Genomic DNA, 14603 nt, shown 5'->3' on the forward strand with positions numbered 1-14603 from the left:
AGGTGAGCCATGGAATTGACGGACAAGCTGGAAATCCTGGCCGACGCGGCCAAGTACGATGCGTCCTGCGCCAGCAGCGGCGCACCGAAGCGCGATTCCATCGGCAAGGACGGTTTTGGCGCCACCTCGGGCATGGGCATTTGCCACAGCTACACGCCGGACGGGCGCTGCGTCTCGCTGCTGAAAGTGCTGCTGACCAATTACTGCCTGTACGATTGCCAGTACTGCGTCAACCGCCGTACCTCGAACGTGCCGCGCGCCCGCTTTACGGTGGCCGAAGTGGTGAAACTGACCAGCGACTTTTACCTGCGCAACTACATCGACGGCCTGTTCCTCAGTTCCGGCATCATCCGGTCGGCCGACTACACGATGGAGCAGCTGGTGCAGGTGGCGCGCGAGTTGCGCGAAGTACACCAGTTCCGCGGCTACATCCACCTGAAAACCATCCCCGATGCGGACCCCGCCCTGGTCGCGCAGGCGGGCCGCTATGCCGACCGGCTCAGCGTCAACATCGAATTGCCGACCCAGGACAGCGTGCAAAAGCTGGCGCCGGAAAAGAGCGTGCACACGATCAAGCTGGCCATGGGCGCCATCCGTCGCAAGCTCGATGAAAAGGCCGAAGAACCGCGCTCTCCCCGCTTCGCGCCGGCCGGGCAAAGCACGCAGATGATCGTCGGCGCCGACGCCAGCGACGACCAGCAGATCCTCGCCACGGCCGAGACCCTGTACGGCAGCTATAAACTCAAGCGCGTGTACTACTCGGCCTTCAGCCCCATCCCCGACAGCCCGAAAAGCGTGCCGCTGGCGCCGCCGCCCATGCTGCGCGAACACCGGCTGTACCAGGCCGATTTCTTGCTGCGCAGCTATGGTTTCCAGGCCAGCGAACTGCTGCCCGCCAGCGGCGGCAACCTGGCGCTCGACATCGATCCGAAACTGGCTTGGGCGCTGGCGCACCGCGAACATTTTCCGCTGGACTTGAACCGCGCGGCGCAGCACATGATCGCCCGCGTACCGGGCATCGGCCTGCGCAACGCGCAGCGCATCGTCGACCTGCGCCGCTTGCGCCAGGTGCGCTATGCCGACCTGTCGCGCCTGCGCTGCAGCATGAAAAAGATTGCCCCGTTCATCATCACGGCCGATTACTTTCCCGCGCGCGACACCACCGCTTCGGAACACCTGCGCCGCGCCATGGCCGATGCACCGCAGCAAATGAATCTGTGGCCGGAGTTGCAGGCGGCATGAGCAGTGTCGTCCGGCTGGCGCAATCGTTCGACGCGTGGCGCGCGGCGGCGCGCGAACTGATCGCGCGCGGCGTGCCGCCTGCGGAAGTGGCCTGGCAATCGCAGCCCGGCGAGGGCGACCTGTTTTCCTCCACGCCAGAGGCCACGGATACCAACGCGCCACTACTGCGCCTGCCCCGCCAACTGGTGGCATTGCTGGAGAGCGCCGCCTGTTTCAACGTGCATGACCGCTGGGCCTTCCTGTACCAGGTGCTCTGGCGCTGGCAGCAGGGCCAGCACGACGTGGTGTCGCCGGCCGACGCGGACGGCGCGCGCCTGCACGCCATGGTCAAGGCCGTGCGGCGCGAGGAGCACGACATGCATGCGTATGTGCGCTTCCGCGAGCGGCCGGACAGTGACGGCGCGCCCCGTTTTGTCGCCTGGTTCGAGCCCACGCACGAGGTGCTGCCGCAGGTGGCGCGCCACTTCGCGCGCCGCATGGGCTCCATCAGCTGGATGATCGCCACACCGGATGCCAGCATGCTGTGGGATGGCGCCACCTTGCACGCGGGACCGGCCCTGCTGCGTGGCGCGGCCGACATCGACGATGCGGGCGTAGCGCTATGGCTCACCTACTACCGCAGCATCTTCAATCCCGCGCGCGTGAATGCCGACTTGCTGCACAGCCATATCCCCTCGCGCTTCTGGAAAAATTTACCCGAAGGCGCCATCGTGCCCGCCATGCTGAGCGGCGCAGCCAACGGCGAGCGGCGCACGGGCCAGACGGCCAGCGTGGGACAGCGCCAGGGCGCCGCCATGATCCAGATCAACTCCGAGCGGGCCCAACCCGCGCGCGCGACTGCCACGACGCTGGACCAGTGCCGCCGCTGCGAGTTATGGAAGAGCGCCACGCAAGCCGTGCCCGGCACAGGCCCGCACACCGCCCGCATCATGCTCGTCGGCGAGCAGCCGGGCGACCAGGAAGACCTGGCCGGACAGCCGTTTGTCGGCCCGGCCGGCGCCGTGCTGGACCAGGCCATGCAGGAAGCGGGCCTGGCGCGCGACAGCATCTATCTGACCAATGCCGTCAAGCATTTCAAGTGGGAACCGCGCGGCAAGCGCCGCCTGCACAAGACGCCTGCGCAGCGCGAAATCCTCGCCTGCCGCGGCTGGCTGGAGGAAGAGCTACGAAGCGTGCAACCGCAGGTGGTCGTGGCGCTGGGCAGCACGGCATTAAAATCCGTACTGCAGGATGGCGCGGCCAGCATGACGCCGCTGATCGGCACGCCCATCGAACGCGACGGGCGCTGGGTGGTGACCGTGTATCACCCGTCGTACGTGCTGCGCGCACGGGACGAAGAGAGCCGGCGCCAGGCCTACGCGGTGATTGTCGATGGCTTGCGGCAGGCGCTGCGGCTACTGCAGGAGCCGCATCACGGCGTCGTCACCGGCACTTCCTGCGCCTCGTCGCGCCGCGCATAGCGCTGCGCGATCACGGCACAGATCATCAGCTGGATCTGGTGGAACAGCATCAGCGGCAAAATCACCATGCCCAGCGAGTGCGTGGCAAACAAGACCTTGGCCATGGGCACGCCGCTGGCCAGGCTTTTCTTCGAACCGCAAAAGACGATGGCGATCTCGTCTTCCTTGTTAAAGCCCAGGCGGCGGCTGATGAATGTCATCAGGCCCAGGACCAGGGCCAGCAGCACGATGCTGAACACGCCCAGGGCGACCAAGGTTTCCACCGAGATCGTGTGCCACAGGCCTTCGCTGACGGCTTCGCTGAAGGCCGTATAGACCACCAGCAAGATCGAGCCCTGGTCGACGAATTTCAGCATGGCCTTGTGGCGGTCGACCCAGCGGCCTATCCAGCGGCGCAGGAACTGGCCGGCCAGGAAGGGCAGCAGCAATTGCATGACAATCGACAATACCGCGTCCACCGACGACTTGCTTTCCGCGCCCTTGGCCACCAGCAAGCCCACCAGGATGGGCGCGAGGAAGATGCCGATGAAATTCGAGGCCGAGGCGCTGCAGATGGCGGCTGGCACATTGCCGCGCGCCATGGCCGTCAAGGCGATCGACGATTGCACGGTCGATGGTAGCGCACACAGGAACAGGATGCCCACGTACAGCTCGGGCGTGAGGAAGGTCAGCGCCAGCGGCCGCAGGGCCAGGCCCAGCAGGGGAAACAAAATGAACGTGCTGGCCAGCACCAGCAAATGCAGGCGCCAGTGCATGACGCCGGCCACCACGGCTTCGCGCGACAGCTTGGCGCCGTGCAGGAAGAACAGGGCGGCGATGGCCACCGTGGTGATATGGCCGAAGACCACGGCCGTCTGGCCCGTGCAGGGCAGGAAACTGGCCAGCGCCACGGTAACGAGCAGGGCGATGGTGAAATTGTCGGGTTTCAGATTGCGCAGCAGGGCGGCGGGGGAAAAAGAAGACATGCGGTAGCCTGGTAGCGGCCCAGCCTTGCAACACTGCGCCATGGATGACAAAAAGCGCCGGAAACGGCGCCAGTGCTGGCTATTCTAACCCCATTGCCGAGCTACCTGCCTGCAAGCAAGCGTGGCTTGTGGACACAATGGCACAAAAAAATGCCCTGTCCGCAGACAGGGCAACCCGGAGTAAAGTACAGCGCGAGGGCAATTAGCCGGCGGCTTTGACTTTCAGCTCGTTCTTGATTTCTTTCACGCCGCTCACGGAAGCGACGATCTGCACGACGCGGTCACCCGCTTCGGCGCTCGGCACGTCGCCCGACAGGACGACCACGCCTTGCTGGGTTGCTACCTTGACTGGCAGGGCAGCGGCTTGCGCATCGGCGCTCAGGGCGGCCTTGGCCGAGGAAGTGATGGTTTCATCAGGGACGGCGGCGGCAGCGTTGGCGGCCACGACGGTGTCAGCAGGAGCTTGTGCTTTTGGGGCGGAGTCAGCTGCATGCGAAGCGGTGATCGAAGCGCCCGACAGTACGATAGCGGCGACCAGGGTATTGAACAGTTTCGATGTTTGCATGGTAGTTCCTCTCAATGAAGTTAAAAGCTTCTTACTTGGATAAAGCAACACTTTGAAGCGTCACACCTACCCATACAGCAAGCGCCGTGCCAGCTTTTAAATTTCATTTAAAATCAATAACTTACATGAAGACTCGATTTTTCCAGTGCGTTTCAGGCGCATCCGGCACGAAAAACCGGGCTTTTTGTCGCCTGCCAGCGACAGCTTGTGGCAACAATATCAATGTTTCAGGCTAAGTCGCTGATTTACAACACCTTATTTTTGTCGCTAATCAGCGACAGGGTCGCCGTCAAGCCGGAACAGGGCTGGCGTCAGCTCGTATTTCTGCAGTAAACGGTAGAACTCCGTGCGGTTGCGGTCGGCCAGGCGGGCCGCGTCGGCCACGTTGCCGTCCGTCAGGCGCAGCAATTGGATCAGGTAGTCGCGTTCGAAGCGCTGCTTGGCTTCGTTATAGCTGAGCGCTTCGAGCGAGGGCACGCGCAAGGCCCGCTGCACCAGGGACAAGGGCACCAGCGGCGCCGTGGCCAGCGCGCACACCTGCTCGACCACATTGACCAGCTGGCGCACGTTGCCGGGCCAGGGCGCCGCCACCAGGGCCGTCAGGGCGTCGGGCGCGAAGCCGTTCAGCGGCTTGTCGTACTTGGCGGCCAGCTTCTGCAGGAAATGGTTCGCCAGCAAGGCGATGTCTTCGCGGCGCTCGGCCAGCGGCGGCAGGGTCAAGGTCACTACGTTCAGGCGGTAATACAGGTCTTCACGGAATTGCCCTTCCGCCATGGCCACATCGAGGTCGCGGTGCGTGGCCGACAGCAGGCGCACGTCGACGGGCCGGGTCTGGTCGGCGCCGACGGGGCGCACGGCCCGCTCCTGCAGCACGCGCAGCAGTTTCACCTGCAGCGGCAGCGGCATGTCGCCGATCTCATCGAGAAACAGGGTGCCGCCATCGGCCGCCTGGAACAAACCTTCGCGGTTGCCGACGGCGCCCGTAAACGAACCTTTGACGTGGCCGAACAGTTCCGATTCGAGCAGCTGCTCGGGAATGGCGCCGCAATTGACGGCGATGAACGGCGCCTTGGCGCGGCGGCTGGCGTTGTGCAGCGCGCGCGCCAGCAATTCCTTGCCCGTGCCGCTGGGGCCGCGGATCAGGATGCTGGCGTCGGAGCCGGCCACCAGCTTGGCTTCGGCCAGCAGCTCGGCCATCTGCGCACTGCGGCTGATCAGTTCGGCACGCCAGCTTTCGTCGCCGGACGCCGGCGCCGGCATGACGGTGGACAGGTTGACGGCGCAGGCCACTTTTTCCATCAAGAGCTTGCCGTCGAACGGTTTCGTCAGGTAGGCAAACGCGCCGCGCGCCGTCGCCTCGACGGCGTCGGGAATGGTGCCATGCGCCGTCAAGAGAATCACGGGCAGGGCCGCGTGCTGGCGGCGGATTTCATCGAACAGGGCCAGGCCGTCGCGGCCCGGTAGTTGCACGTCGGTAATGACCAGGGCCGGCAACTCCACGGCCAGGCGCGCCAGTGCCGCTTCCGCGCTGCCCACGGCCGTCACGCGGTAATTGCCCGCTTGCAGGCGGATGGTCAGCAGGCGCAGCAGGTCAGGATCGTCGTCGACCAATAAAATGTGGGCGTGCTCGCTCATTTCGACACTCCCGCGGCGGGCCGCACGGACAGGCTGCGCTCGATGTTTTTCAGCGCTTCCAGTTTTTCATTGAGCAAGTCGATGCGGCGCTGGGCGTCGCGCAGCTGGGCATTGAGCTTGTCGAGGCTGTCTTCCTGGCGGCGCAGCTCCGCATACTGGCCGCCGAGCAATTGCGCCAGCGGCGCCAGCAGTTGCGCGTCCTTGCCGGTGGCCGTGGCCAGCGGTTCGAGCAGCGCCTGCGCGCGGGCCAGGTCGCCCGGCGCGCGCACGCTGGCGTGCAGCATGGCGCGGCGGATGGCGTTCTGCGGCGCCGTGTCGGCCTTGGCCAGGTCCAGCTGGGCCTTCGCCAGTTCCGACGGCGTCATCAGGCGCAAGGCGTTCTGGTACGCCAGCAGTTCGGCCAGCTGGGGGTCCATCACCACCACCACGCGGGGCGGCGTCTGCACCAGCACGGGCGTCTGTTTGGCGGGCTTGCTGGCGCAAGCGCCCAACAGCAGCGCACAGGCGGCCATGGCGGCCACGGAAATTCTCGTCATCATAAAGGCAGTTCTATCCGAAAATGCGCGCCGGCGGGGCGCGGTAAAAGAGTGACGCTGCCATCGTGGGCGGCGATATATTCACGCACGATGGACAGGCCGATGCCGTTGCCGTTGCGCGCGCCGCTGGCCTGGCGCACCCCCTGGTAAAACGGTTCGAAGATGCGCTCGGCGTCCTCGGGCGCCACGCCGCTGCCTTCGTCGATGCAGTCGATGCGGGCGCGGCCATCCTCGCCCGACAGCGCAAAATGCACGGTGCCGCCTTCCGGGCTGAAGCGCACGGCGTTCGACAGCAGATTCGCCAGGGCGGTGGCCAGCTTGTCGCGGTCGGCCTGCACGATCAGCGATGCACCCTGCACCTCGACCCTCAAACGGCGTGCCTGCCATTGCAGGCGCTGCCCGGCCACCACATCGTGCAGCAAGACCAGCAAGTCGACCTTGCTGTGCGCCAGGTGCTGGGCGTCAAAGGCGGCGGTATTGTAGCGCAGCAAGTCCTCGATCTGCGTTTGCAGCGAGGCCGTGTTTTGCCGCAGGATGCCGGCGATTTCGCGCTGGCCCTCGCTGAGCTTGCCGGCCACCTCGTCTTCCAGCAGGGCCACGCCTTCGCGCAGGGCCGCCAGCGGCGTTTTCAGCTCATGCGAGATATGGCGCAGGAAGCGTTCCTTGTCGGCATCGAGGTCCGCCAGGCGCTGGCGCAGCCAGTCCAGCTGCTGGCCCAGGCGGCGCGTGTCGGCCGGGCCACCGACGACGATGGGCTGGTCGTAGCGCTTGTCGCCCAGGCGCTCGATGGCCGTCTTGATGCGGCGCAAGGGGCGCGACAGCAGGAAGCCGAAGCAGGTGGCCAGCACGGCCGCCAGCAGCACGGCGCCGATGACCAGCGCGCTGAGCAGGCGGCGCTGGCGCTCGAGCTCCACCAGCAGCGCATCGTTGCGGCTGCCGATGGCCGTCTTGCTTTCGCGGGCCAGGCTGTCATTGATCTGCGTCATGCGCGCAAACGCGCGGTAGACGACGGCATGGCCGTCGCGCTTGCGGCGCTTGCCGGCCTGCAATACTTCCCACGCCGCTTGCGCCTGCGCCGTCCACTCGTCGGCCAGTTGCGGCGCGAAATGGGGCGTGGCGCGGTTCAGCGACTGCAGCGCCGCCGTGGCGTCGGCGCGGGCGGCCGCAAAGCGCTCGCGGAACACGGGGTCGTCCAGCACAAGGAATTGCCGCGCGCTGCGCTCCATGGCCAGGGTGCGCTCGGACAGGCGCTGCGACTGTTCCGTCAGGGTGATCGCCTGCGCCGCCGTCTCACGCCCCAGCCGCGCCAGGTGTTCCAGGGTCAGCAAGGCTTGCACGGAGGTGGCCGTCAAAATGCCTGCCGTCAGGATGAAGGCGGCAAATAACAGTTGGCGGAAAGAAAGTCTGGACAAGATGCGGCCTTCGCTACAGTCTGGTGAAAAACCGCATGGTACGCGAAGCGCCGATTCGCGGACGCCAGCCACCACGAAATGATCAATTTTGCAACACTGTGGCTTTTCCGGCCGCCAGCGAGTCCCCGTCGGCGAGGCAGGACTACTCCTAGTACAATAGGGAAAAACTTCACACAGGCATCAAAGTGCCCCTCCGCCTTGGCGGCAGGCCCTGGCAATACGCCGTGTTGCCCCCAGATGTGATGCATGTCCACCGACCATCCGACTCACCTACCGCAGAGATCCCATACCGCATGAGCACATTTGAAAAAGTCAGCAGCAACTTCATTCCAGTCTTGCAGGCGACCATCGAGCAATATGTCGACCCCGCAACGGGCATGCGCCATATCCACATGCATACCGAGCAGGCTGAAATGGTGTTCCTGGTGGCCTTTCCCACTGTGCCCGAAGTGAGCGACGGGCGCGCCCACATCCTCGAGCACCTGGCCCTGTGCGGCTCGGCCCGCTACCCGGTGCGCGACCCCTTCTTCTCGATGCTGCGCCGCTCGACGGCCACCTTCATGAATGCGATGACCTATCCGGACCGCACCGTGTACCCGTTCGCCAGCACCGACCGCAAGGATTTCTTCAACCTGCTCGACGTGTACCTGGACGCGGCCTTCTTCCCCAACCTCGATTACCTGAATTTCCGCCAGGAAGGCTGGCGCCATGCGTTTGAAGGCGACAAGCTGGTGTACCAGGGCATCGTCTTCAATGAAATGAAGGGCGCCTTCAACAGCCCCATGCGCGCACTCGACAGCGGCATCGCCAGCACCTTGCTCAAGGGCACGACGTACGAAGTGGAATCGGGCGGCGATCCCCTCGTGATCCCGGAACTCACGCATGCCATGCTCAAGGAATTCCACGCCAGCCACTACCACCCGTCGCAAGCCGTGATCATGACCGCCGGCAATATCGAAGCGTCGGCCGTGCAGGAACAGGTGGCCGAGCGCGTGTTGTCCAAGCTCAGCGGCTTTAGCCCGCGCCGCCTGCCGCAGCTGGCACCCGCGTGGACGGCGCCGCAGGAAAATGTGGTGAAAATTCCATCGCAGGAAGCGCGCGACGACGAATTCGGCCTGCAATTCGCCTGGCTGATGGGCGAGTCGAGCGACCCCATCGCCTACTACCACGCCCATTTGCTGTCGCACGGCTTGCTGGGCGAATCGTCGGCGCCCGTCATGCGCGCCATGGAATCGGCCGGCTATGGCCGCCCGTCGGACATGAATGGCCGCGACGCGGGCATCCGCCAGATGGTCTTCCACATCGGCATGGAAGGCTTGACGGAAGAACAGATCGCCGACGCGCACCAGCGCATCTGGACGGCTTTGGAAGAGACGGCGCAAGAGGGCATCCCGGCCGCCGTGCTGCACGCGGCCTTGCGCGACATCAAATACAGCCAGCGCGAAATCAGCAGCGGCCGCATGCCTTACGGCCTGGGCCGTTTGCTGCACGCCTTGCCGCTGGCCATGTATGACGGCAACGTCATGGATGCCTTCGACAATGCGGCCATCCTGGAAACGCTGGAACAGCAGATCGAGGACCCGGCATTCTTCAAGCAGCTGGTGCGCGAGCTGATCGCCAACCCGACCCGTTTGACCACGCGCGTGGTGCCCGATGCCGCCTTCTTCACCGACCGCGCCGCGCAGGAAGACGCCAAGCTGGCGGCCCTGCAGGCGAAGCTGACGGAGGCCCAGCGCGAACATATCGTCGCTGAATCGGCCGCGCTGGAAGCGCATCAGCAATTGCCGTCGAATTCCGAAGTGCTGCCGCGCATCCGCCCGGGCGACGTCAGCGCGCTGCCGCGCCCGGCGCTGCCGATTCCGCCCGCCGTCGACGGCGCCGTGGCCTTCAGTATCGCCTCGAACGGCATCAGCTATGCCAACGTGCTGTACGACGTGTCGGGCTTGCCGGAAGCGTCGTGGCCATGGCTGCGTTTATATACGGACCTGGCGCCGGAACTGGGCGTGGGCGACATGTCCTTCGACGACGCCAGCGCCTGGCGCCAGAGCATGGTGCCCTCGTTCCACATCGGCCTGGAAGCCATTCCCCGCCCGGAACAAACGATGCGCGTGGAACTGTCGTTCTCGGCCAGCGGCTTGCGCGAAGAACACGCGGCCATCGCCGCCGTCCTGTCGGCCTGGATCGCCAAGCCCCGCTTCGATGAAGAGGAACGCCTGGCCTTCCTGATCGAAAGCCTGGTGCAGGACAAACTCTCCAGCCTGGCCGAATCGGGCAACCGCTACGCCATGCTGGCCGCCTGCGCGCCGCTGTCGCCGACGCGCCGCTTCGACGACATCGTCGGCGGCCCGGCCGCCTTGCCGTTCTACCGCCGCTTGCAGCAACTGAGCAAGACCTCGGCCGGCTTGCAGGAAATCGCGCGCGAACTCGACACCCTGCATGCGCACATCATCGCCCAGCCGCCGACCGTGCTGTGCGCCGGCCTGGAGCAGGATGGCATCACCCTGGCCCGTTTGCTGGAATTGCCGGCGGCCAGCAAAGATGCGGCCGCGCCAGCCGTTGCCGCCGCACCTGCCGCCTTGCCGCTGGCCAACACGGCCCTGCATGCGACGAGCCAGATCAACCATTGCTTCGTCGCCTGGCCCGTGCCCGGCGTGCACAGCCCGGACGCCGCGGCGCTGGCCGTGGCCGCCGAACTGATGACCAACCAGGTGCTGCATACGGCCCTGCGCGAAAAAGGCGGCGCTTATGGCGGCAGCGCCAGCTATGCGGCCGGTGCCGGCACGTTCATCCTCAGCTCCTACCGCGATCCGCGCCTGGCCGGCACGTATGCCGACTTCGGCACGACGCTGGAGCAGATCCTCGACGGCGATTTCTCGCAGGAACAGGTGGAAGAAGCCATCATCTGCGTCATCAAGGGCCTCGACAAGCCGCATTCGCCGTATGCGGAAGCGCTGACGGCGTGGAACATGCGGCAGCGGGGCACGACGGAAGCCGTGCGCCAGCAGTTCCGCACCGGCGTCCTCAATTGCACCCTGGCGCAGATCAAGGCGGTCACGCGCACCTGGCTGAAAAACGGCCAGCCTAGCCGCGCCGCATTCGCGGGCAACACCACGCAAGACCTGGCGGGCCTGGAGGTGGTCGATCTGCTGGCGCTGGCTTCCTAAGCTGGCCGGAGACGTCGGATTACGCGCGGCTTTGCCGCGCTAATCCGACCTACCCGATCTGCCTGAGCCGTAGCGTAAGTCGGATTAGCGGCGGCACGCCGCGTAATCCGATACCACCACCGATCAGCCAGGTACGGCGCCTGCTTCCATATACATCAATTCCCATTGATGCCCATCAAGGTCCTGGAAACTGTGGCCATACATGAAGCCGAAATCCATCGGCTCCTTGTAGAGGCTGCCGCCTGCCTGGACGGCTTTCGCCACCAGCTCATCGACTTCGCCCCGGCTCTCGGCCGACAGGCACACCAGCACTTCCGTCGCCACCGTGGTGTCGCACAGCTGCTTGGGCGTGAATTGCTTGAATTTGTCGTGCGTCAACAGCATGACGAAGATATCGTCGGCAACGATCATGCAGGTTGCCGTTTCATCCGTAAAATGGGCGTTGAAACTGAAGCCCAGCGCCGTGAAAAACGCCACCGAACGTTCGAGCGACTGGACGGGCAGATTGACAAAGATTTTGCGGGCCATCATGTCTCCTTGTGGGTCGTTTGATTGATTGCTGCCCGCCGATTCTACACCGGCGGTTTACCTGCCCGCGCGCCCCACGCTCTTCGGCGCGTAGCCGAAATAGCGGCTGAACGCGGCACTGAAATTGGCCGGGTGGCGGTAGCCCGTTTGCCAGCCCGCCTGCGCCACCTGGCAACCATTTTCCAGCAATAACTTTGCCCGCTGCATGCGCAGCGCCAGCAAGGTGCGCTGGGGGCTGTCGCCATAGCGGTAGCGCCATCCCTGCTTGAGCTTGAACAGGCTCAGGCCCGCTTGCGCACACAGGTAATCGAGCGTGAGCTCCTGCGCCATCTGTTCCTGCATCAGCGCGTGGACGCGCTCGAGTTTGAGGATATCGGCCTCGCTCCAGCGCCGCACGGCAACCGGCGGCGGCCGCAATCCCCGCAACTGTTCCGCCAGCAGGCTGAGCACGCCGATATGCACGGCCAGCGGGTCCGTCGCGCGCAGCAGCGAGCGGGCGTGCAGGGCGCTGGCCGCCGTGGTGGCCGCATGCGCCAGCTGGCGCGCGCCGCCATGGGGCAGCAAGGACATCAAGCCCTCCGGCCAGTAGCGCGCCAGCGCGTCTTCATCGACCAGCACGCGCAACTGCGCCGCCCGTTGGTTCGCCTCAAAACGACGCTCGCCGCTGACGTGGTGAAACGCCGTCACCGTCGTATGGCCGCTCCGGAAACGCAATTGTCCGCCATCGCGCGTGGTGTAGCCGGATGCGCCTTCCAGGCCGATGGTGATCACCAGGCCGCCCGCGTCGTCATGCTGCGATTGCTCGACGAGCGCGAGCCGCGGGCGGTAATCGGAATGCACGAGCCGCACGCCCTGGTCGACCTGGCGCTGGTCGGCGCGACACTCGCCCATCGCCTGGTCCAGCTGACGCCGCGTCCAGCCCGCCGCTTCCCTGTCCTGTTCCGCCATGGCTCCTCCTGTTTTCCCGCGCACCGTCCTGCATACGAAAAACGCCGCCTCGCATACAAATGCAAATGATAATTATTCGCATTGTTGCATAAAATAAGCCTCATGCCCACTTTTGCAGGAGCCTTGCCAGCATGATGCCTTTTCTTTCCCCCCGTCCCTGGCGGCCGCGCCATGTCGTGCCGGTCCTGTTGCTTTCGCTGCACGCTGCCGTGCAGGCCGAGGACAATGCCATACCCCTGGTAACCGTCAGCGCCAGCAAGCAGCTGCAATTGCTCGACCGCGTAGCAGCGAGCGTGACGGTGCTCGACGATGAGCACCTGCAAGCGGCTGGCGCGCGCGGGCTGGAAGACGTGGGCAGACTGACGCCCGGGCTATCCTTCCAGCCCTTCGGCCAGGCTGGCGTGCTGTCGCCCGTGATGCGCGGCATGACGGCGAATTTCTTTGCCTTTTCCAGCGCCACCTTGCTGCTCAACGATGGCGTGCCCGTGCTGATGGCGCAGGGTTTCGACGACAACCTGCTGGGGGTGGACAGGGTGGAAGTGCTGCGCGGCCCGCAGGGCACCTTGTACGGGCGCAATGCGGAAGCGGGGGTGATCAATATTTATTCGAACATACCCGGCAACGCCCCGCGCAGCAGCGTGGAAGTGGAGGCCGGCAGCCGCAACAAACGCGCGCTGCGCGCCGATCTGAGCCGCGCCCTGGTCGCCGACCGCCTGTATGCCAGCATCAGCGGAGAAAAACGCCGCCAGGACGGTTTTATCGCAAATGGCCATACGGGCCGCAAGGAGGACGGGCGCGACAGCGAAAATCTCAAGCTGGCCCTGCGCTGGACGCCCGATGCGCTGACGGACGCCATCGTGCGCTACCGGCATTTTTCCTACGACGATGGCGGCGCGCTCTGGGCCGCTCCCACGGCCGCGCGCGCCACCGTGCAATCGGGCACGCCCAGCTGGAACCATATGCGGGGCAGCAGCGTCTCGCTCGACGTGGCGCGGCAACTGGCGCACGGCATCAAGCTGCGCGCCATCACGGCACGCAGCGACGTGTTCGACAAGGCGCGGCAAGATACGGATTTCCGCCCCGCCGACCTGCTGCACATCGCGCGCGACCACCATTTCCGCACCACCTCGCAGGAAGTGCGCCTGGAGGGGCGGCTGGGTACGGCGCAATGGCTGGCGGGCCTGTATGGCGACCGCGACGACCATGACTTGCTGAACGAACAAAAACTGCCGATGGCCCTGAGCCGCAGCGCAGCCAAGCTGGGGGGCAATTCGACGGCGCTATTCACGGACTGGACCATGCCCCTGGGCGGCGCCTGGAGCATCAACGGCGGCGCGCGCTACGAGCGCGACAAGGTGCGCTACAGCACGCCTGCGGGCGCGCGCCAGGACAGCGCCTGGAGCCGGCTGACACCCAAGCTGGCCGTGCAATATCAGGCGGCACCGGCGCTGCTGCTGTATGCCAGCGCCAGCGAAGGCTTTCGCGCGGGCGGCTACAACGTCTTCGCGCCCTCGTCGCGCTACACGGCGTTCTCGCCGGAAACCGTGCGCGCGCTGGAACTGGGCGCGAAAGGCCGGCTCGCCGGCAAGCGCCTGCGCTACGCGGCGGCCGTCTACCGCATGCAGGTAAATGACATGCAGGTGCAGCAAATGCCCAGTCCCGGCCTGGTCTACCTGACGAACGCGGCCAGCGCCCGCTCCACGGGTGCGGAAGCGGAGCTCGATTACCTGCTCGGCGGCGGCTGGCAGCTGCAGGCGGCGCTGGCGCTCAACCGCACACGCTTCGGGCGCTTCCGCGATGGCGCCAACGACTATGACGGCAAGCACAACCCGTTCGCGCCCGACCGCAGCGGCCAGCTCGCCTTGCGCCACGACACGGGTAGCGGCTGGCATGGACAGGCTGCGCTCAGCGGCACCGGCGCCATCTTCCTCGATGCGGCCAACCGCTACCGGCGCAAGGGCTATGGCTTGCTCAACCTCCATGCCGGCTACCGCACGGGTGCCTGGGATGTGAGCGCCTATGTCAACAACCTGGCGGATCGCCGCTACGACGCGGTGGGCTACCAGAACGGCATCGTCACCGTCGTCAGCCCGCCGCGCGAAGCGGGCCTGCGCCTGCGCTGGTCACGCTAATTTACTGTCATTATTC

General features: G+C 65.5%; 11 protein-coding genes. 4 read left to right on the top strand and 7 right to left on the bottom strand.

Annotated features, from left to right (window positions below; translation table 11 throughout):
• Nucleotides 1-9: 9 nt before the first annotated feature.
• The gene (locus tag AC3RCJ_RS01450) at nucleotides 10-1242 is read left to right on the top strand and encodes a putative DNA modification/repair radical SAM protein (protein ID WP_492962786.1); all 1233 of its coding nucleotides are present in this window, start codon (nucleotides 10-12) and stop codon (nucleotides 1240-1242) included.
• Nucleotides 1239-2702, top strand: coding sequence for a UdgX family uracil-DNA binding protein (locus AC3RCJ_RS01455; RefSeq protein WP_492962784.1), 1464 nt, complete (start codon nucleotides 1239-1241; stop codon nucleotides 2700-2702). Before AC3RCJ_RS01450 ends, AC3RCJ_RS01455 begins: the two co-directional genes overlap by 4 nt.
• Here the strand turns inward: AC3RCJ_RS01455 and AC3RCJ_RS01460 are convergent.
• The 5 genes from AC3RCJ_RS01460 to AC3RCJ_RS01480 form a co-directional block, all read right to left on the bottom strand.
• Nucleotides 2654-3667 (bottom strand): bile acid:sodium symporter family protein, encoded by a 1014-nt coding sequence (locus AC3RCJ_RS01460; RefSeq protein ID WP_492962782.1) that lies wholly within the window; start codon nucleotides 3665-3667, stop codon nucleotides 2654-2656. The two genes, AC3RCJ_RS01455 and AC3RCJ_RS01460, sit on opposite strands and share 49 nt — an antisense overlap.
• A 202-nt stretch (nucleotides 3668-3869) precedes the next feature.
• Nucleotides 3870-4232 carry a BON domain-containing protein gene (locus AC3RCJ_RS01465; protein ID WP_034752546.1) on the bottom strand — a complete coding sequence of 121 codons (363 nt, stop codon included), beginning with the start codon at nucleotides 4230-4232 and terminating at the stop codon, nucleotides 3870-3872.
• Between the two features lie 267 nt (nucleotides 4233-4499).
• Nucleotides 4500-5867 (bottom strand): sigma 54-interacting transcriptional regulator, encoded by a 1368-nt coding sequence (locus AC3RCJ_RS01470; RefSeq protein ID WP_492962780.1) that lies wholly within the window; start codon nucleotides 5865-5867, stop codon nucleotides 4500-4502.
• Nucleotides 5864-6406: a hypothetical protein gene (locus tag AC3RCJ_RS01475; RefSeq protein ID WP_492962778.1), complete on the bottom strand. Its 543-nt coding sequence runs from the start codon at nucleotides 6404-6406 to the stop codon at nucleotides 5864-5866. Before AC3RCJ_RS01475 ends, AC3RCJ_RS01470 begins: the two co-directional genes overlap by 4 nt.
• Nucleotides 6403-7815 carry a HAMP domain-containing sensor histidine kinase gene (locus AC3RCJ_RS01480; protein WP_492962776.1) on the bottom strand — a complete coding sequence of 471 codons (1413 nt, stop codon included), beginning with the start codon at nucleotides 7813-7815 and terminating at the stop codon, nucleotides 6403-6405. Before AC3RCJ_RS01480 ends, AC3RCJ_RS01475 begins: the two co-directional genes overlap by 4 nt.
• A gap of 293 nt (nucleotides 7816-8108) precedes the next feature.
• Here AC3RCJ_RS01480 and AC3RCJ_RS01485 point away from each other — a divergent pair, with 293 nt between their 5' ends.
• A complete protein-coding gene (locus AC3RCJ_RS01485) occupies nucleotides 8109-10979 on the top strand; it encodes an insulinase family protein (RefSeq protein ID WP_492962774.1) in 2871 nt (956 codons plus the stop codon).
• Between the two features lie 123 nt (nucleotides 10980-11102).
• Here the strand turns inward: AC3RCJ_RS01485 and AC3RCJ_RS01490 are convergent, their stop codons facing one another.
• Both AC3RCJ_RS01490 and AC3RCJ_RS01495 read right to left on the bottom strand, forming a co-directional pair.
• Nucleotides 11103-11507 carry a VOC family protein gene (locus AC3RCJ_RS01490; RefSeq protein WP_492962772.1) on the bottom strand — a complete coding sequence of 135 codons (405 nt, stop codon included), beginning with the start codon at nucleotides 11505-11507 and terminating at the stop codon, nucleotides 11103-11105.
• A 57-nt stretch (nucleotides 11508-11564) separates the two neighbouring features.
• Nucleotides 11565-12455, bottom strand: coding sequence for a helix-turn-helix transcriptional regulator (locus AC3RCJ_RS01495; protein WP_492962770.1), 891 nt, complete (start codon nucleotides 12453-12455; stop codon nucleotides 11565-11567).
• A 131-nt stretch (nucleotides 12456-12586) separates the two neighbouring features.
• On the opposite strand from AC3RCJ_RS01495, the gene AC3RCJ_RS01500 reads away from it, so the two are divergent.
• Nucleotides 12587-14587, top strand: coding sequence for a TonB-dependent receptor (locus tag AC3RCJ_RS01500; protein WP_492962768.1), 2001 nt, complete (start codon nucleotides 12587-12589; stop codon nucleotides 14585-14587).
• The last annotated feature ends 16 nt before the right edge of the window (nucleotides 14588-14603 follow it).

The sequence above is a fragment of the Janthinobacterium sp. GW822-FHT07H11 genome, assembly GCF_058798615.1.

Bases quoted from the DNA above. Each gene is read 5' to 3' on its own strand.
- AC3RCJ_RS01450 (WP_492962786.1), top strand. From the start codon at position 10: ATGGAATTGACGGACAAGCTGGAAATCCTGGCCGACGCGGCCAAGTAC.
- AC3RCJ_RS01455 (WP_492962784.1), top strand. From the start codon at position 1,239: ATGAGCAGTGTCGTCCGGCTGGCGCAATCGTTCGACGCGTGGCGCGCG.
- AC3RCJ_RS01460 (WP_492962782.1), bottom strand. From the start codon at position 3,667: ATGTCTTCTTTTTCCCCCGCCGCCCTGCTGCGCAATCTGAAACCCGAC.
- AC3RCJ_RS01465 (WP_034752546.1), bottom strand. From the start codon at position 4,232: ATGCAAACATCGAAACTGTTCAATACCCTGGTCGCCGCTATCGTACTG.
- AC3RCJ_RS01470 (WP_492962780.1), bottom strand. From the start codon at position 5,867: ATGAGCGAGCACGCCCACATTTTATTGGTCGACGACGATCCTGACCTG.
- AC3RCJ_RS01475 (WP_492962778.1), bottom strand. From the start codon at position 6,406: ATGATGACGAGAATTTCCGTGGCCGCCATGGCCGCCTGTGCGCTGCTG.
- AC3RCJ_RS01485 (WP_492962774.1), top strand. From the start codon at position 8,109: ATGAGCACATTTGAAAAAGTCAGCAGCAACTTCATTCCAGTCTTGCAG.
- AC3RCJ_RS01490 (WP_492962772.1), bottom strand. From the start codon at position 11,507: ATGGCCCGCAAAATCTTTGTCAATCTGCCCGTCCAGTCGCTCGAACGT.
- AC3RCJ_RS01495 (WP_492962770.1), bottom strand. From the start codon at position 12,455: ATGGCGGAACAGGACAGGGAAGCGGCGGGCTGGACGCGGCGTCAGCTG.
- AC3RCJ_RS01500 (WP_492962768.1), top strand. From the start codon at position 12,587: ATGATGCCTTTTCTTTCCCCCCGTCCCTGGCGGCCGCGCCATGTCGTG.